This is a genomic window from Sphingomonas sp. CARO-RG-8B-R24-01 (assembly GCF_022662295.1).
GTDB lineage: Bacteria > Pseudomonadota > Alphaproteobacteria > Sphingomonadales > Sphingomonadaceae > Sphingomonas.
In genome coordinates this window covers 624,397-641,653 of sequence record NZ_JAKNQI010000002.1, presented here as the reverse complement: position 1 = coordinate 641,653, position 17,257 = coordinate 624,397, and the positions used below count along the sequence as shown (strand labels likewise).

The following is a 17,257-nucleotide window of genomic DNA, read 5'->3' as shown; positions in this document are numbered from 1 at the left end:
TGGACCCGCGCGTCAACGCGGCACGGCATTCGTCACTGGGCGCGTCACCGGCTGAAGCGTGATGCTGGCGATTCGCCACGCACGCTGGTCCTTGCTGGCTCCGTCCACCGCAGCGACACGGTGCAACACCGCGCTTCCGATCGCGTAGGACGGTGAGCGGTCGGCGCTCAGCCGCCCATAGACCTGCACCGGAACCGTCACGTCGCGCTGGCCCGCGCCGGCATCGATCCGGCCCGGCGCCCCGATGTTTGCGTGATATTCACTGAACCGGTCGAACGTCTTGGTAAATTCCGCGACATCGCGACCGGCACCCGGCGCGCTCGGCTGCCACAGCGCGCGGGCATCGGCAAACCGGCGCGCGCTCAGGAGCGCATAATAGGTTTGCAGCACGTTTGCGGCGCCTTGCGCGCTATCGGGCGGGAAACGGGCTTCCGACTGGGGCGTGCGGTCGTTCGGCAGGCCGCCGGCCGTCCCGGGCGCGGGCGGATCGAGCGGTTCGAGCATGGTGTTCCCCGGCTCCGCTGCTGAAGGATCCGTGTCGGACACTGTGGCATTCGCTGCCGAACCCTTGTCTTCCGCCTCGAACATATTGTCGCCATAGGCGTCCACCGTCCCCTGCGCGGCGATCGCGGCGGCGTTGATGTTGACGGTGCTGTTATCGACCGGTTCGCTGCGTGCACATCCCGACAGGACGAGGATGGAGACGGAGATCAGCAGTCTGGACGACATGGCATGGCTCGCACGCTAGGGGTTGGAGATCGGCGGGTTGGCATAACGACGAACCGGTAAACCCGTTCCGCGCGCGACCTGTGCGGGATCCTGGCGGACCATGCCTGCGGCGGACCGGCACGGCCGATCCACCGCGGACCATCACGGACGCAATGCGGCGTCGTCGCGATCCTTGAGCGCGTCGTCGTCGTCGACACTGCCGTCGTCCAGCTCGTCCTGAACGTCGTCCTCGTCGAGGTCGTCTTCATCCTCGTCCGCGTCGTCGTCTTCCCCGGCGAGATCGTCGTCCTCCATCGAGAGGTCGTCCTCGTTCTCGTCGTCGTCGTCGTTTTCGGAAACGATGTCGGGGTTGAGATCCGTCAGGATCGTGCCGTCGGTCGGGCCGTCGCGCGTGACTTCGAGGATTTCGGCACGCTGGCTTTCGTCATAGCCCTCTTCGTCGAAACCGTCGTCGCCCGGGCCTTCGCCGGGCACCTGATGGCCACCAATGCTCATGTCGAGTCTCCCGTTCGCCCCGGCCCGATGCAGGTGGCGGTTACGGAAGCGAACCTAGCAGAATTGGATCGGTTCCGCATCGGATTAGCAAATCGGTCAGGTCGGCCGAAACAGCCGTCCGCGTTCCACGATTGCCGCGAGCATCAGCCCGATCACCCCTGCGATAAAGAAGCCGGCGTGCAGCGGAACGGTCGTCCCGTCGAAGCTCCGTCCGATCGCCCAACCGATCAGGCCGCCGAACGTGATGCCGAAGAAGCCCTGGACGCTAGACGCCGTGCCCGCGATCGCGCCCATGTTCTCCATTGCCATCGCCGACATGTTGGAGGTCGCAAGGCCGAAGCACGCCATGGTGATCGCCTGCAACACCACGAACAGCAGCAGCGATTCATCGCCCGCCCGCCCGACCAGCAGGCCGGCGCCGGACGACAGGATCATCACCACCAGCGCGGTCTGCGAGATGCGCCGCATCCCGATCCGCATGACGATCCGCGAGTTGAGCAGGTTCGCCACCGCCATCGTCCCGGCCGATGCCGCGAACACCCCGCCCAGCAGCGCGGGCCGGTGGAAGACATGCTCCATGATCGGCTGGATCGAACTGAGATAGCCGAAGATCGCCCCCTGCGCGATCATGGCGGCGGCGGTATAGCCAAGCGAAAAGCGATCCGACAGGGTCTGGCGCCAGCCGCGGGCCAGCGTCAGGATGGACAGCGGCACGTGCCGGTCGACCGGCAGGGTTTCCGGCATGCGCGCGGCGAACCAGATCAGGCACGCCAGCGCCGCGCCCGCGATCACCTCGAAAATCAGTCGCCATGATCCGATCAACAGGACCGCCTGTCCGAAACTCGGGGCGACGATCGGCACCGCCATGAACACCATGAACGCCAGGCTGGTTACCTGCGCCATGGCGCGGCCGGAAAAACAGTCGCGGATCAGGGCGATCGTGACGACGCGGCTCGATGCGATCGCGAGGCCGGTGATGAACCGGACGATCAGCAGCAACACGAAGCTGCTCGCGACGCCCGCCAGCAAGTTTCCGAGCGCATAGCACACGAGGCCCGCGATCAGCACCGGACGTCGCCCGAAACGATCGGTGAGCGGCCCGTGGATGAGCTGCCCCACGCCAAGGCCGACGACGAACACGGTCAGGATCAATGGCCCATCGAGGATCGCATCGACCCCGAGGCGGCGCGCGATGTCCGGCAAGGCTGGGAGCATCGAATCGATCCCCAGCGCGCCCAGTGCCATGAGCGCGGCGACCAGCGGTACGAACTCGACCAGACGGATCGGCGGGCCCTCGACCCGTTCGACAGGAAGTACACGATCGGACATGGCCCAGGCCATGCCCCAGCCGCACGCGCAGGTCACCCCTGCAAAACGCCGTTCTGCCGTAGCGGCAACCGATTTTCGCGGAACGGACACCCATCCGGGGCATTCCGCCTGCAGCACCAATGGAGGAGCAGGACGATGAGTATCTTCAGCAAGATCAAGGACGCCATCTGGGGTCACAAGGCCGCTCCGGTCGAGGCGGCGCCGTCGTCGCCGTCGATGCCGCAAATGAACACGCCGTCCGATCCGGGCAATCCCACACCGGCAGCACCGGCGCAGGCACCGGCAGCCCCGTCCGCACCGGTCGACGTCGAAGCCATCCTGACGCAAAAGGCCGCAGCAAAGGGCCAGGACCTCAACTGGCGCACGTCGATCGTCGACCTGATGAAGGTGCTCGATCTCGACTCGAGCCATGCCAACCGGCTGGAACTCGCCAAGGAGCTGGGCTTCACTGGCGACACCAATGACAGCGCGACGATGAACGTCTGGCTGCAGAAGCAGGTGATGGCAAAGCTCGCCCAGTCGGGCGGCACGGTTCCGGCCGAGCTGACGCACTGAGCGCAGCGATCGTGCGCGCCGCCATTCCCGAACGGGCATGGCGGCGCCAGACCGGCGCGAAGCCGACCGGATGACCACGATTGTTCCGGGGCGGCATTTCGCGATAGAGCGCGGCAACTCTCGTGTGATGGACGGTGCCCATGTCTGATTCCCCCGCCGCGCAGGTTCCCGCGCTCTCGCTTGCCGATGAAGCCAAGGATCCTGCCGCCTTTGCCGCCGCGCTCGGTGGTTCGTTCGAACGGTTCGGCTTTGCGGTCGTCGCCGATCATGGCGTTCCCGCCGATCTGATCGCGCGCGCCTGGGCGATGACCGAGGCATTCTTTGCCCTGCCCGAGGAAACCAAGCGCGCCTATTTCGCCCCCGGCGGCGGTGGCGCGCGCGGCTACACCCCGTTCAAGACCGAGATCGCCAAGGGCGCGAGCCATGTCGACCTCAAGGAATTCTGGCATGTCGGTCGCGAGCTGGCGAAGGGGCACCGTTTCGAGGCGCAGATGAGCCCGAACGTCTGGCCGGATCAGCCCGCCGGATTCCGCGAGACCTTCATCGACCTCTTCGCCGCGTTCGACACCGCCGGCGACCGGCTGCTGTCGGCGATCGCGCGCCATCTCGGGCTGGCGCCCGACTGGTTCGACACGGCCGTGCGGGACGGCAATTCGGTGCTGCGCCTGCTGCACTATCCGCCGATCCCCGCCGACGCACCGGGGGTCCGGGCCGGGGCGCATGAAGACATCAACCTGATCACCTTGCTGCTGGGGGCAGAGGAAACCGGGCTCGAGCTGCTCGACAAGGACGGCAACTGGCTTGCGATCAAGCCGCCCGAGGGTGCGATGGTCGTCAACGTCGGCGACATGCTCCAGCGGCTCACCAACCACCTGCTGCCGTCGACCACGCACCGCGTCGTCAATCCGCCGGCGGAGCGGCGCGGGCATTCGCGCTACTCGATGCCGTTCTTCCTGCATCCCGCCCCCGATTTCCTGATCGAGACGCTGCCCGCGACGATCACGGCGGAAAACCCCGATCGATACCCGACGCCGATCACCGCGCACGATTATCTGCACGAGCGGCTCGTCGAAATCGGTCTCATCAAGAAATAGCGCCCGTGACCGCGCTCACGCACTTGTTCCGGGGTCCCCTCCTCCGCTAGCGCGATGCCGCGGACAGCGCGCTTCGTCATCAGCGGACGCGCTGCGCGGTGGACCCCGGCACGACGCCGGGGTGACGGGGGACCTGGACGATGACCGAACCACTTCGCATTGCGCTCGCCGGGCTCGGCACGGTTGGCGCAGGTGTGATCCGACTGCTCGACACCAACGGTGCGTTGATCGCGCGCCGCGCCGGACGGCCGATCGAGATCGTCGCTGTGTCCGCGCGCGACCGGTCGAAGGACCGCGGGGTCGATATCGCACGGTTCCAGTGGGTCGATGACACCACCGCGCTCGCGCATTCTGGCGCGGACGTGGTCGTCGAGCTGGTCGGCGGCGCCGACGGGCCTGCCCTGACGCTAGCCCGTGCGACGCTCGGCGCGGGCAAGAGCTTCGTCACCGCGAACAAGGCGATGCTGGCGCATCACGGTCTGGAACTCGCCCGCGCGGCGGAACAGGCTGGCGTGGCGCTCAAGTTCGAGGCGGCCGTCGCCGGTGGGGTTCCGGTCATCAAGGGACTGCGCGAGGGAGCGGCCGCCAATGAGATCGAGCGGGTCTATGGCATCCTGAATGGCACGTGCAATTTCATCCTGTCCAAAATGGAAGCCGAAGGCCGCGACTTCGCCGAAGTCCTTGCCGAAGCGCAGGCGCTCGGTTTCGCGGAGGCGGACCCGAGCTTTGACATCGACGGGGTCGATGCCGCGCATAAACTGTCGCTGCTCGCCAGCCTCGCCTTCGGCACCCGCCCGGCCTTTGCCGATGTCGCGGCCAGCGGCATCCGCCACGTGCTCGCCGCCGACATCGCCGAGGCGGCGGCGCTGGGCTATCGCGTCCGCCTGCTCGGCGTCGCCGAATCGGGGGAAGCGGGGCTGTTCCAGCGCGTTCACCCGCATCTCGTGCCCGTCAGCCATCCGCTGGCGCATGTGACCGGCGCGACCAATGCCGTGGTCGCAGAGGGCAATTTCGTCGGGCGATTGCTGTTCCAGGGGGCGGGTGCCGGCGACGGGCCGACCGCGAGTGCGGTCGTAGCGGACCTGATCGATATCGCCCGCGGTGAATTCGGCCCGGCCTTCGCCATGCCGGCCGACGCGCTCACGCCGCAGGCATTATCGGACACCGGCGATCGCCGTGGCCGTGCCTATGTCCGCTTCACCGTCGCCGACCGCGTCGGCGTGCTGGCGGAGATCGCGGCGGCGATGCGCGACGCCGGCGTGTCGATCGAAAGCCTGATGCAGCGGGGCGCAATGGCGGACGGCTCGGTGCTGGTGGCAATCGTGACGCACGAAGGCCCGGAGCGCGCGGTCGCTCAGGCACTCGAGCGGTTGCGCGGGTCGCAAAGCCTCGTCGGACAGCCGCTGTGGATGCATATCCTGGGGTGAGTTCTTCTAAAGCGCCTCCCCTTCAGGGGAGGGGTTGGGGTGGGGGAGTCCAGCAGAAACTAGATCTCTGCGAGGCACTGCCCCACCCCCGACCCCTCCCCTGAAGGGGAGGGGCTCAAGGCAATATCACCGACCGCCGCGGCCCATCCTCGAGCGCAATCGGCACGCGGCCCGACTTGTCCGGCTTCTTGCGAAACACACCACCGATCCCGTGCGCAATATCCTTGCCGAGCCGCATCGGATCGGTCGCCTCGCCCGGGTCCTCGCAACAGCTGCCCGGCGACACGAGCTTCTGTACCAGCCGTACGACCTGTGTCCCGCCGGTGAAGAACTGGACACCGCCGCCACAGCCGTGCTGCATCGTTGCGCAGGGCGCGCTGTCCTCCACCGCCAGCGCCCCCGCCCCGGTCATGTACGGGTTGGACGGTTTCGGGCGATCGAGCACCACCTCGTTCGGATAGGGCAGCGCCTGCGACGGCAGCGGGTTGCCGCAGACGATGATATCGTCGGGCTTGGCCGTGGCGCCGTCATGCGGCTTGCACGGTTCGGTCCCGACCGGCTCGAGGATCGACCACGCGGGCTTCGACGGCGCGGACGACGGCGCGGACAAGGGCGCGACCGGGGCGGATGTCGCGACCTGCGCGGCGAGGATCAGCAACAGCATGGAACGCAAGCTGCTATGCGATCATGGCGAATTTCAGGCGACCGGTGCGATCCGCAGCCGCGGAATGTCGATCGCCGGGCAGCGGTCCATCACCACCTGCAGGCCCGCCGCTTCCGCGCGCGCCGCCGCTTCGGGATTGATCACCCCGAGTTGCAGCCACACGGCCTTCGCGCCGACCGCGATCGCCGCATCGACCACCGGTCCCGCCGCCGCCGAATTGCGGAACACATCGACCAGATCGATCGCTCCCGCGATATCGGCCAGTGCGGCCACGACGGGCATGCCGTTGATTTCTGTCCCCGCCAGCTGCGGATTGACCGGGATGACGCGGTAGCCATGCGCTTGCAGGCTCCGCATCACCCGGTGCGACGGCCGGTCCGCCCGGTCCGACGCACCGACCAACGCGATCGTCCGCGTCTCGCGCAGCAGCGTCGCGATTTCGGCATCCTGCGTCAGCATCAGCCTTGCGCTCCGATCCAGGCGGCAACCTTGTCCGCCACCGCGCCGAACGCGACCGCTTCGGGTCCGTCGCCAGCGAGCGACGGCCGCCCGGCATCGGACGAGATCCGCACCGCCATGTCGAGCGGAATGCGACCGAGGAACGGGATGCCCAGGGTCGCCGCCGCGGCTTCGGCGCCGCCGCTGCCGAACGGATCGGACACTTCCCCGCACGACGGACAGACATATCCCGCCATGTTTTCGACCAGCCCGATGATCGGCACCCCCGCCTTGACGAACAGGTCGATCGCGCGCTTGGCATCGATCAGCGCCAGGTCCTGCGGGGTCGAGACAATCACCGCACCCTGCGGCCGGTATTTCTGGATCATCGTAAGCTGGACGTCGCCCGTCCCCGGCGGCAGGTCCAGCACCAGCGTATCGGCGTCGCCCCAGTTCGCATCCAGCATCTGCTGCAACGCGCCCGCCGCCATCGGCCCGCGCCACGCGATCGCCTGATCGGCCGCGACCAGCATTCCCATCGACAACAGCGGCACGCCGAACGGCGTCTGGACCGGCTGCAACACTTTGTTACGCGCGGTCGGCTTGGCGTCCTCGACCCCCATCAACTTGGGTTGCGACGGGCCGTAGATATCGGCATCGACCAGCCCGACCCGCCGCCCGCGCGTCGCGAGCCCGATGGCGAGGTTCGCCGACACCGTCGACTTGCCGACTCCGCCCTTGCCGCTTGCCACGGCGATCGAAAGGCGCTGGTTGCGCTGACTGGTCAGCGCGACCCGCACCGTGGCGACGCCCGGCAACCCGCCCGCAAAGGCGCGGACCGCGGCATCAAGCGAATCGCGCTCGGCCTCGTCGAGGCCGGTGACGTCGACCACGATACTGGCGCGATCCCCCTCGATACGGCCGGTGGCACGCGTACCCGCGACGGGGGCTAGCATGGCGTCTAGGGAAACTGGATCGGTCATCCGGGTGCAGATAGGCGCCTGTGGTGCGCTTGCCACTGTTTTTCGTAAGGAGTGCGCCCTATAAAGGCTTCATGACGATCCTTTCGGGCTGGTTCCGCCGCCTCTCCATCCTTACCGCCGACAACAAGGGCCCTTGGGGCGGTTCAGGCGGTTCCGACGACGACGGCAAGGGCGCCACGCCCGGCGGGGGTGGCCCGCGCAATCCCTGGGCGCAACCGCCCAGCGGCACGCCGCGCGGCAAACAGCCCGGGCCGAGTGCACTCGACGAATTCCTGAAGCGCGCGCGTACTTCGGGTGGCGGCGGCAGTGGCGGCGGCTTCGGGGGGCGTCCGCGCATTCCCGGCACCCCCTCGCCCGCGCAGCTGTGGGTCATCGGCGTCGGCATCATCGTGGCGCTGTGGCTGGCGTTCACCGCGATCCATTCGATCGGGCCGCAGCAGCGCGGCGTCGTCACGTTCCTCGGCCGGTACGCCGGCACGCTCGAACCGGGCATCCGCCTGACGCTCCCCGCGCCGTTGTCATCCGTTGCCAAGGTGGACGTCAGCCAGATCAGCACCGACACCTTCCCCGAGGAAGGGTCGGGCGCGAACCTGATGCTGACGCGCGACCAGAACGTCGTCGATCTCGATTATTCGGTGCGCTGGATCATCAGCAACCCGCAGGACTTCGCGTTCCAGATCAAGGACCAGAAGTCGACGCTGCGGGCGACCGCCGAAAGCGCGATGCGCGCGGTCGTCGCGACCGTGACGCTCGAGCAAGCGCTCGGGGGAGGCCGCGACGCGATGGAAGTCCGGGCCGAGCAGCTGATGCAGTCGATTCTCGACCGCTACAATTCGGGCATTCGCATCCAGGGCGTCGCGATCAAGAACGCCTCGCCGCCGGCACAGGTGATCGATGATTTCAAGGCGGTGTCGGCGGCCCAGCAGGAAGCACAGGGCAACATCAACCGGGCCCGTGGCTATGCGCAACAGACGCTCGCGCGCGCGCAGGCGGATGCGACCTCGTTCGACGTGCTCTACGCGCAGTATCGCCTCGCCCCCGAAGTGACCCGCCGTCGTCTTTATTACGAGACCATGGAGCAGGTGCTGGCGCGCAGCGACAAGACCGTCGTCGAAGCGCCGGGGGTCGTGCCGTATCTGCCCCTGTCGCACGGCAAGAAACTTCCCGAAGCGATCGCGCCCGCCGCCCTCGCCCCGCAAACAACGCCCGCTCCGGGAGCAGCCCAGTGAATCTCGCCCGTAACCCCGTAACGCTCGGCGCGGCCGCCATGGTCGGCCTGATCCTGCTGGCCAGTTCGCTGACCATCGTGCCCGAGACGAGCCAGGCCGTGATCCTGCGGTTCGAACAGCCGTACCGCACGATCAACCGGTGGAAGCCGAACGAAGTGTTCGGCAGCACCGGCGCGGGCCTCGCCGCGCGGATCCCGTTCGTCGACCGGCTGATCTGGGTCGACAAGCGCGTCCTCGACGTCGAGCTTGACAAGCAGCCGGTGCTTTCGACCGACCAGCTTCGGCTCGAAGTCGATGCCTATGCGCGTTTCCGCATCGTCGATCCGCTCCAGGCGGTGACGTCGACCGGCAGCACTTCGGTGACCGAACAGCGCGTGATCGATCAGCTCCAGCCGCTGTTGAGCTCGGCGCTGCGCAACGAGCTGGGCAAGCGGCCGTCGGCTTCGCTGCTCAGCCCCGAACGGGGCCAGGTGATGGACAACATCCGGGCGGGCTTGCAAAAGCTCGCCAGCCAATATGGCGTCCAGATCATCGACGTGCGAATCAAGCGCACCGACCTGCCCGCGGGCACGCCGCTGCAGAGCGCGTTCGATCGCATGAAGACCGCGCGCCAGCAGGAGCGCCTGACGATCCAGGCGAAGGGGCAGCAGGACGCGCAGATCATCAGCGCGCAGGCCGACGCCAAGGCCGCGCAGATTTACGCCGAGGCGTTCAACAAGGATCCCGAGTTCTACGATTTCTATCGCGCGATGCAGTCGTACCGGACGACGTTCGGACCAGAGGCAAAGGGCGAGACCTCGATGGTTCTTTCGGGCGACAATGCCTATCTGCGACAATTCGAAGGCAAGAAGTGATGGATTGCATCCAATACGCCTGATGAACGGTTCATATTCAAACGCCGTTCAGCAACGCCTCGTATGACTACACGCGTTGCCGTTCACGGTAGACGAGAGGAAGATCACTAGTGCGCTACGCCTACGCCATCACCGCCGCCCTGTTGCTGAGCGGCACCGCTACCGCCATCGCACTCCCCACGATGAGCGGCGCGCAGACCGCGCAGAACGAACCCGCCGCAATGGCCGCGACGGCCCCCAAGGCCGGTGCGCCGATGAGCTTCGCCGACCTGGTCGCCAAGCTCCAGCCCGCCGTCGTCAACATTTCGACCAGCCAGCACATTACCCAGGCCCAGCAGCCCAACCCGTTTGCGGGGACGCCGTTCGAGGGCCTGTTCAACCAGAGCCAGGGCGGTGGCGCAGCCCCCGTCACGCGTCAGGCGACCTCGCTCGGCTCGGGCTTCATCATTTCGCCCGATGGCTATGTCGTGACCAACAACCACGTCGTCGCGGCGGGCGCCAAGGGCGCGACCGTCGATTCGATCACGGTCACGCTGACCGACCGCAAGGAATATGTCGCCAAGCTGATCGGCCGCGATCCGACCTCGGATCTCGCGCTGCTCAAGATCGACGCCAAGGCGTTGCCGTTCGTCAAGTTCGGCAATTCGAACGCGGCGCGCGTCGGCGACTGGGTGGTCGCGATCGGCAATCCGTTCGGGCTCGGCGGCACGGTGACCGCAGGAATCGTCTCGTCGCTGCACCGCGTGACGGGCGGCGGCGCGTATGACCGCTTCATCCAGACCGACGCGGCGATCAACCAGGGCAACTCGGGCGGCCCGATGTTCGACCTTTCGGGCAACGTCATCGGCATCAACTCGCAGATCTTCGCAGGGCAATCGGGCGGCAACATCGGGATCGGCTTCGCCATTCCCGCAGACGACGCAAAGCCGGTCATCGAAAAGCTGATGAAGGGCACGACGATCGCGCGCGGCTATCTCGGCGTCGGCCCGCAGCCGATCGACGACGATCTCGCCAATTCGTTCGGCCTGCAGAAGAACCAGGGTGAGCTGCTCCGCCAGATCGAGCCGGGCCAGCCTGCCGAGAAGGCCGGGTTGAAGGTCGGCGACGTGGTGCTCCGCGTCAACGGCCAGCAGGTGAACCCCGACCAGTCGCTCAGCTATCTCGTTGCCAACATCACGCCGGGCACGCGCGTGCCGATCGACATCGTGCGCCAGGGTCGCCCGATGACGATCGCAACGGTGATCGGCACGCGGCCGTCGGAGGAAGCGCTCCAGGCACAGGCGAGCGGTGCCAACAACGACGACATGAGCGACGACGACGATACGCCGTCGGTCGGCAAGACGGTCCCGAACGCGCTCGGCGTGACGGTCCAGACGCTGACCCCGCCGATCGCGCGGACCTTCAGCATCGATTCGTCGGTGCAGGGTGTCGTCATCGGCGTGGTCGATCCGGCGAGCGATGCGGCCTCCAAGGGTCTCAAGCGCGGCGACGTGATCATCTCCGCCAACGGCACGCCGACCACGACCCCGGCCGCCCTCGCCGCCGTCGTCGGCCAGGCAAAGGCGTCCGGCCGGTCGCTGGTCGCGCTGTATGTCGTGCGCGGGCGTCAGCCTGCCTTCTTCATCGGCATCAAGCTGAAAAAGTAAGTCCTGCCAGCCCCCGCTCCGATATCGGAGCGGGGGTCTGTTTTTTGCTTCCGCAATCATGGCTTCCGGCGATAGGATCGCGGGCCTGGCGCAAGACGTTCCGCGTTTTCCTACCCGTCCGTTCGGGCTGATTGCGCCGTAGCCAATGCGGGAAGATTGATGACCGAAACCACCAGCGCCGCCACCCCTGCCCCCGGCGGCATCTTCATCGGTGCCGGCCCGAATGGCGCGAGCCCGCAACGCCTCGATCTCAAGCGCGCCAACCGCCACGGCCTGATCGCAGGCGCGACCGGTACCGGCAAGACCGTGACGGTCCAGGGTCTGATCGAGGGCTTGTCGAAGGCGGGCGTTCCCTGCTTCGTCGCGGACGTGAAGGGCGATCTCTCGGGCCTCGCGATGGCGGGCTCCCCCACCGCCAAGACCCACGCCGCCTTCGCCGCGCGCGCCGCAGAGATCGGCGACGGCGCCTGGATCTATGCCGACACGCCGGTGCAATTCTGGGACCTGCTCGGCGAACAGGGCCATCCTATCCGCACCACCGTCAGCGAGATGGGGCCGTTGCTGCTGTCACGGCTGATGGACCTCAACGAAGTGCAGGAGGGCGTGCTGACGATCGCCTTCCACGTCGCCGACAAGGAAGGACTCCTGCTGCTCGACCTCGACGACCTGCAGGCGATGCTGGTCGATTGCGCGGGGCGCGCGGACGAACTGTCGACCACCTATGGCAACATTTCCAAACAGTCGGTCGGGACGATCCAGCGCGCATTGCTCCAGCTGCGTTCGCAGGGGGGCGAGCATTTCTTCGGCGAGCCCGCGCTCGACATGGACGATTTCATCGGGACGGACGAGCGTGGCCGCGGCATCGTCAACGTCCTCGCGGCAGACAAGCTGATGGCAAGCCCCAAGCTGTACGCCACCTTCCTGTTGTGGCTGATGAGCGAGCTGTTCGAACATCTCCCCGAGGTTGGCGATCCCGACAAGCCGGTGCTGTGCTTCTTCTTCGACGAGGCGCATCTGCTGTTCGATGCCGCGCCCAAGGCGTTGCTCGAGAAGATCGAGCAGGTCGTCCGGCTGATCCGCTCGAAAGGCGTCGGCATCTATTTCATCACGCAGAACCCGATCGACATTCCCGATACGGTCGCCGGGCAGCTCGGCAACCGCGTGCAACATGCGCTGCGCGCCTTCACCCCGCGCGACCAGGCGGCGGTGCGCGCGGCGGCGACGACGTTCCGTGCCAACCCCGGGGTCGATGTCGAGACCGCGATCACCGAGCTCAAGGTCGGCGAGGCGCTGGTGTCGCTGTTGCTCCCCGATGGTTCCCCCTCCCCGGTCGAGCGCACGCTGATCGCGCCGCCGGGGTCGCGGGTTGGCCCGGTCACGCAGGTCGAGCGCGGGGTGCTGATCCAGACCGATCCGATCGGGACGAAATACGACACGCTGGTCGACCGCGTCTCCGCCGAGGAGATCCTGTCGGGCAAGGCGCAGGAAGCCGCCGCCGCCGCCGCCGAAGCGACCGCGAAATCGACCGCGGACAAGGCCGCCGCCGCGCAGGCCAAGGCCGATGCGGTCGCCGCGCGAGTCGCCGAGAAGCAGCGCGTCGCCGAGCAGCGCGAGGCCGACCGTCAGGCGAAGCTGCAGGCGCAACAGGATGCGGCGGCGGCACGCGCGGCGGCGAATTCGCCGTGGAACCGGGTCGCCACCTCCGCCGCGCGGTCGGCATCGTCGGCGATCGGGCGTCAGGTCGCCAACGAAGTGTCGAAGGCGGTGTTCGGATCGTCGCGCGGTGCGGCGGGCGGGATCGTCGGGGGGCTGGTCCGCGGAGTGCTCGGCGGGTTGTTCAAGGGGCGCTGAGGCTACCCTTACGGCTCGTCATTGCTGCGAAGGCGGGACCGCCCCCCCCTTCCGTCACCCCGGCGCAGGCCGGAGCCGTACGGGTACCCGGGCACAGCGTGCGATGAAGTACCGTACCGCAGGTCGCGCTCTCAACAGGGCGGCCCCGGCCTGCGCCGGGGTGACGGCGGGCTAGCGGACCCTCCCCTTAGAAGCTCACGCTCACCGTCCCGAACACCTGTCGCGGCGCGAGCGGGAACACGCTGTACGTATTGGTCGCCGACCCGATGCTCAGCGACGACGCCGCCTTGCGATCGGTGATGTTGGTCACGTTGACGCTGACGTGGAGCGCCTTCGCCAGCATCCGCTGGTCGAGCGGGATCGTCGCGCCGATCTGCCCCGCCAGCGTGAAATAGCCCGCGACCGACAGGTCGTTGGTATAGGTCGCATAGCGCCGCCCGATATAATCGCCGATCAGCTGCGTATCGAAGATCCCGCGCCCGACCGACAGCACGGTCTTGTTCAGCCAGTCGGGCGACCCCGGCACGTTCTTGTCGCGGGTCGGCACGGTCGCGGTGCCGCTGACATAGTCCGCCTTGTACTTCGACGTGTTGTACGACAGCGCATTGTACAAGGAAACGCGCGGCCCGGCGTGAAGCGTGAAGGCGAAGTCGACCCCGTTGGTCTTCACGCCGCCGACATTCTGCAGGATCGCCGCGCCGCTGGTGATCGCATTGACGATCGGGTTGGGCGAGATGCCGAGCAGGCGGTTCGAGAAATCGACGTGATAGACGCTCAGCTGCCCCTCGATCGAGAAGATGCCGCCAAGCCGGTGGTGCGACCGCAAGCCGCCCTCATAGGTCCAGCTCGTCTCCGGCTGGACGGTTGCCGAAAACAGGTCGAACGCGCCCTGGCTGCCGAGCGCGAACGGCGACAGCCCCGCCGCCGCGCTGGTCTGGAACTGGCGGATGTTCTTCTGCGCATTGGCGAACAGCTGGTCGCCCGGAGTCACGTCCCACACCGCGCCGACCTGCGGCAGGAACACCTTGGTCGTCTCCAGCGCGCCGTTGGGCAGCGCGATCGAGCCCGCGAACGACCCTGGCAGCGGCTGCACCTTCACGCGCTGCGTCGCGAACTGATAGGTCGACTTGAACCCGGCGAGCACCGTCACCGTCGGCAGCACGTGCCACGCATCCTGGATATGGCTTTGCAGTTCGTCGACGCGGACTTCGCTGTAATATTGCGTGATCAACGGCGTGAGCGTGTCGCGCGGACGCTGGTACGGCGTCGAGGGATTGTTGACGTCGAGCGCATACCAGCGACGGAAAGCGGACGAACTCTGATGCTCGAACCAGCCGCCGAACTCGATGTCGTGGTTGCCGAGCGACAGCTTCATCGTCTGGACGATCCCGCCGCGATCGATGCGATATTCGGTCGTCCGCGTCGCAAAGCCCGATCCGCCGAACACGCTCGAGAGGTTACGCCCCGGATAATAGACCGAGAAGAGCTGCGGCAGGCCCGCCACCGTGATCGGCCCGGCCACCACGCCGACGCCGTCATTGTGGTGATAATAGAGCTTGGCGTCATAGGTCACCGCGTCGCTCAGCCGGGCGGTCATCGCGAGATAGCCGAGATAGTCGGTCCGCTGTGCATCGCTGTAGTAATTGCGGTAATTGTCCTTCGCCGCGGTATATTGCGGGGAGGTCAGATAGGCGACCGCGCTCTTGAAGTCGGGGTACAGGAACGGGCGCGTATAAGGCACGCTACCCGGCGTCTCGCCCTTCGAGATGTTGACGACGGTGGCGTCCTCATTGGGCTCGGCCTTGTCCGAATACGCGAAATAGCCGGTCAGCTTGACCGACCCGCCGTCATGGACGAACTTGCCGTTGGCTTGATAGCCGCCCTGCTTGCCGTTGAAGTCCCATGCTCGCGCATCCTGCCGCACGCCCGAGACATAGAAGGCGTTCCCGCCACCGAGGTCCCCGCTGTCGACCCGTACGAACGTCCGGTAGGAATCGTAGCTGCCGATCGTCTGCGCGATCGTCGCGCCGCGCACGTGCTTGGGGTCGCTGGAGAACGTGTCGATCGTCCCGCCGAGGTTGCTGGTCGACGCGGTGCCGAGATCACCCGCCCCGCTGGCCAGCGTGACGCGGCCGACATTCTCCGAAATGATCGCCCGTTGTGGCGACAAGCCGTTGTAATTGCCGTAGTTCTGGTCACCCAGCGGAATGCCGTCGAGCGTGTAGCCGAGCTGCTGCTGGTTGAAGCCGTGGATGAACAGCGAGATGTTCTGCTCGTTGTTTCCCCACGGATCGGCGGTCAGGAAGGTGACGCCCGGCAACGTCTGGATCGCCTTCAGCGGATTGATGCCGGGCAGGATCTTCTGCATCTCGACGCCCTCGAGCTGCGTGACCGAGCGCGTGCTGCGGCGGCCGGTGACAACGATCTGACCGGTTTCGGCGGGATCGGCATCAGTCCCCGCGACCGGATCGGCGGGGACGGCCACAACCGGGGTTTCCGGGGTAGCGGCGACCGCCAGCGTCGGTGCACCGAGCAACAAACCGACCGCCAAGGCACCCCGCGAAACCGACCGATACATCATGTGACCCCCCCTGCCGCACTGCAACAAGGGAGCGATTAAGCGCGTTGTGCGTCGCTGCGGCGTCAACTGCGTGACAAGCAGAAGACACTTTTGGCGAGGGTCAGGCCGGGATGATCCCGTCCGCGACGAGCCGGTCGAGATCGTCCTGGGTCAGCCCAAGCGCCTCGGACAAGGCTGCGCGCGTATCCGCCCCCGCCCGCGGCGGCGCGCGGTCGTAGCGGGCCGGGGTCGCCGAGAGTTTCGCGGGAAAGCCGACCACGCGCAACGGCGTCCCGTCATCGCGCCGCAGCGTCTGGACGGTCGCCCGTTCCGCGACATGCGCATCCTCGAAAATTTCTGGCACGCTCTGGACCTTGCCGGCGGGCAGCTTGGCCGCTTCCATCGCCGCGACCAGATCGTCGACGCGCCACTGCGCCACGACGGGCGCGATCAGCGCGTGCAGCGCGGCGCGGTTGGCGCTGCGCTGCACGACGGTGGCAAAGCGCGGCTCCGCCGCCAGCGCCGACAGCCCCAGAACCCGTACGAAATCGCGAAACTGGCGGTCGTTGCCGAGCGCCACGACGATCCCGCCGTCGGAACAGACATAGTCGCGATACGGGACGATATCGGGATGGTCGTTCCCCAGCCGCCCCGGCACCGCCCCGCCGTTGAGATAGCGCGACGCCTGGTTCGACAGCATGCTGAGCTGGGTGTCGAGCAGCGCGCAGTCGATATGCTGGCCCTGACCCGTAGCATCCCGGTGGCGCAGCGCGGCGAGGATCGCGACCGTCGCATAGGTGCCGGTGAAGAGATCGACGATCGGCACGCCGACCTTCATCGGCCCGCCGCCGGGAACGCCATCGGGCAGTCCGGTGATGCTCATCAACCCGCCCATCGCCTGGATCAGGAAGTCATACCCGCCCTTGTCGGCATGGGGCCCCGTCTGGCCGAAGCCAGTGATCGAACAATAGATCAACCGGGGGTTGAGCGCGGACAGCGCGGCATGATCGAGCCCGTATTTCGACAGCCCGCCCACGCGGAAGTTCTCGACGAGAATGTCGCTCTGCTGCGCCAGCCGACGGATTAGCGCCGCACCCTCGGGCCGCGCCAGATCGATCGCGAGCGACCGTTTGTTGCGGTTGGCGCACAGGAAATAAGCGGAATCGCCTGATCCATCGTCGAGCGCGGGGCCGCCCCAGCGGCGCGTATCGTCACCCTGCCCGGGCTGTTCGATCTTGAGGACGTCCGCTCCCAGATCGCCCAGCATCTGCGTCGCCCAAGGCCCTGCGAGAACCCGCGAAAGGTCGAGAACCTTGACCCCCTCGAGTGCACGGGCGGATGAAGCGGCGGTTGGCGGAACGCAGGACATCGCCACGTGCTGCCACGAAAAAAGCGCTTGCGCG

At 67.1% G+C, this 17,257-nt stretch carries 15 protein-coding genes; 7 read left to right on the top strand and 8 right to left on the bottom strand.

The genetic code is table 11. From position 1 onward, the window contains the following. Window positions 1–12 precede the first annotated feature (12 nt). From L8G49_RS07785 to L8G49_RS07775, 3 genes are all read right to left on the bottom strand, one after another. Window positions 13–729 carry a hypothetical protein gene (locus L8G49_RS07785; protein ID WP_242183665.1) on the bottom strand — a complete coding sequence of 239 codons (717 nt, stop codon included), beginning with the start codon at window positions 727–729 and terminating at the stop codon, window positions 13–15. A 141-nt stretch (window positions 730–870) separates the two neighbouring features. Continuing rightward, window positions 871–1,224: a DNA primase gene (locus tag L8G49_RS07780; RefSeq protein WP_242139966.1), complete on the bottom strand. Its 354-nt coding sequence runs from the start codon at window positions 1,222–1,224 to the stop codon at window positions 871–873. Between the two features lie 96 nt (window positions 1,225–1,320). Further along, window positions 1,321–2,553 carry a multidrug effflux MFS transporter gene (locus tag L8G49_RS07775; protein ID WP_242139965.1) on the bottom strand — a complete coding sequence of 411 codons (1,233 nt, stop codon included), beginning with the start codon at window positions 2,551–2,553 and terminating at the stop codon, window positions 1,321–1,323. A gap of 135 nt (window positions 2,554–2,688) precedes the next feature. On the opposite strand from L8G49_RS07775, the gene L8G49_RS07770 reads away from it, so the two are divergent. The 3 genes from L8G49_RS07770 to L8G49_RS07760 all read left to right on the top strand — a co-directional run bounded on the left by L8G49_RS07770 (window position 2,689) and on the right by L8G49_RS07760 (window position 5,629). Beyond that, window positions 2,689–3,108, top strand: a complete 420-nt coding sequence (locus tag L8G49_RS07770) for a DUF3597 domain-containing protein (protein WP_242183664.1) — start codon at window positions 2,689–2,691, stop codon at window positions 3,106–3,108. Between the two features lie 140 nt (window positions 3,109–3,248). Continuing rightward, window positions 3,249–4,202, top strand: coding sequence for a 2-oxoglutarate and iron-dependent oxygenase domain-containing protein (locus L8G49_RS07765; RefSeq protein ID WP_242183661.1), 954 nt, complete (start codon window positions 3,249–3,251; stop codon window positions 4,200–4,202). 140 nt (window positions 4,203–4,342) lie between these two features. Next, complete coding sequence (locus tag L8G49_RS07760; protein ID WP_242183659.1) at window positions 4,343–5,629, top strand: homoserine dehydrogenase; 1,287 nt, start codon at window positions 4,343–4,345, stop codon at window positions 5,627–5,629. 115 nt (window positions 5,630–5,744) lie between these two features. On the opposite strand, the gene L8G49_RS07755 is transcribed toward L8G49_RS07760, so the two are convergent. Genes L8G49_RS07755 through L8G49_RS07745 form a run of 3 tightly spaced genes read right to left on the bottom strand, consistent with a single transcriptional unit; the run spans window position 5,745 to window position 7,714 of the window. Then, window positions 5,745–6,293: a hypothetical protein gene (locus tag L8G49_RS07755; protein ID WP_242183657.1), complete on the bottom strand. Its 549-nt coding sequence runs from the start codon at window positions 6,291–6,293 to the stop codon at window positions 5,745–5,747. Between the two features lie 33 nt (window positions 6,294–6,326). Next, window positions 6,327–6,755 carry a CoA-binding protein gene (locus tag L8G49_RS07750; protein WP_242140179.1) on the bottom strand — a complete coding sequence of 143 codons (429 nt, stop codon included), beginning with the start codon at window positions 6,753–6,755 and terminating at the stop codon, window positions 6,327–6,329. Next, the gene (locus tag L8G49_RS07745) at window positions 6,752–7,714 is read right to left on the bottom strand and encodes an Mrp/NBP35 family ATP-binding protein (RefSeq protein ID WP_242183655.1); all 963 of its coding nucleotides are present in this window, start codon (window positions 7,712–7,714) and stop codon (window positions 6,752–6,754) included. The genes L8G49_RS07750 and L8G49_RS07745 overlap by 4 nt, the downstream gene beginning before the upstream one ends. Window positions 7,715–7,785: 71 nt before the next feature. Between L8G49_RS07745 and L8G49_RS07740 the strand changes: the two genes are divergently transcribed. From L8G49_RS07740 to L8G49_RS07725, 4 genes are all read left to right on the top strand, one after another. Then, entirely contained in the window at window positions 7,786–8,943 is a 1,158-nt protein-coding gene (locus tag L8G49_RS07740) for a protease modulator HflK (protein WP_242183639.1), read from the top strand. A 38-nt stretch (window positions 8,944–8,981) separates the two neighbouring features. Continuing rightward, the gene (locus tag L8G49_RS07735; protein WP_242140178.1) at window positions 8,982–9,797 is read left to right on the top strand and encodes a protease modulator HflC; all 816 of its coding nucleotides are present in this window, start codon (window positions 8,982–8,984) and stop codon (window positions 9,795–9,797) included. Window positions 9,798–9,907: 110 nt separating this feature from the next. Then, window positions 9,908–11,443 (top strand): Do family serine endopeptidase, encoded by a 1,536-nt coding sequence (locus tag L8G49_RS07730; RefSeq protein ID WP_242139958.1) that lies wholly within the window; start codon window positions 9,908–9,910, stop codon window positions 11,441–11,443. Between the two features lie 159 nt (window positions 11,444–11,602). Continuing rightward, window positions 11,603–13,294 (top strand): helicase HerA-like domain-containing protein, encoded by a 1,692-nt coding sequence (locus L8G49_RS07725; protein WP_242183636.1) that lies wholly within the window; start codon window positions 11,603–11,605, stop codon window positions 13,292–13,294. A 187-nt stretch (window positions 13,295–13,481) separates the two neighbouring features. On the opposite strand, the gene L8G49_RS07720 is transcribed toward L8G49_RS07725, so the two are convergent. Both L8G49_RS07720 and L8G49_RS07715 read right to left on the bottom strand, forming a co-directional pair. Then, the gene (locus L8G49_RS07720; protein ID WP_242183619.1) at window positions 13,482–15,875 is read right to left on the bottom strand and encodes a TonB-dependent receptor; all 2,394 of its coding nucleotides are present in this window, start codon (window positions 15,873–15,875) and stop codon (window positions 13,482–13,484) included. A 100-nt stretch (window positions 15,876–15,975) separates the two neighbouring features. Then, the gene (locus tag L8G49_RS07715) at window positions 15,976–17,223 is read right to left on the bottom strand and encodes a CoA transferase (RefSeq protein ID WP_242183610.1); all 1,248 of its coding nucleotides are present in this window, start codon (window positions 17,221–17,223) and stop codon (window positions 15,976–15,978) included. Between the last annotated feature and the right edge of the window lie 34 nt (window positions 17,224–17,257).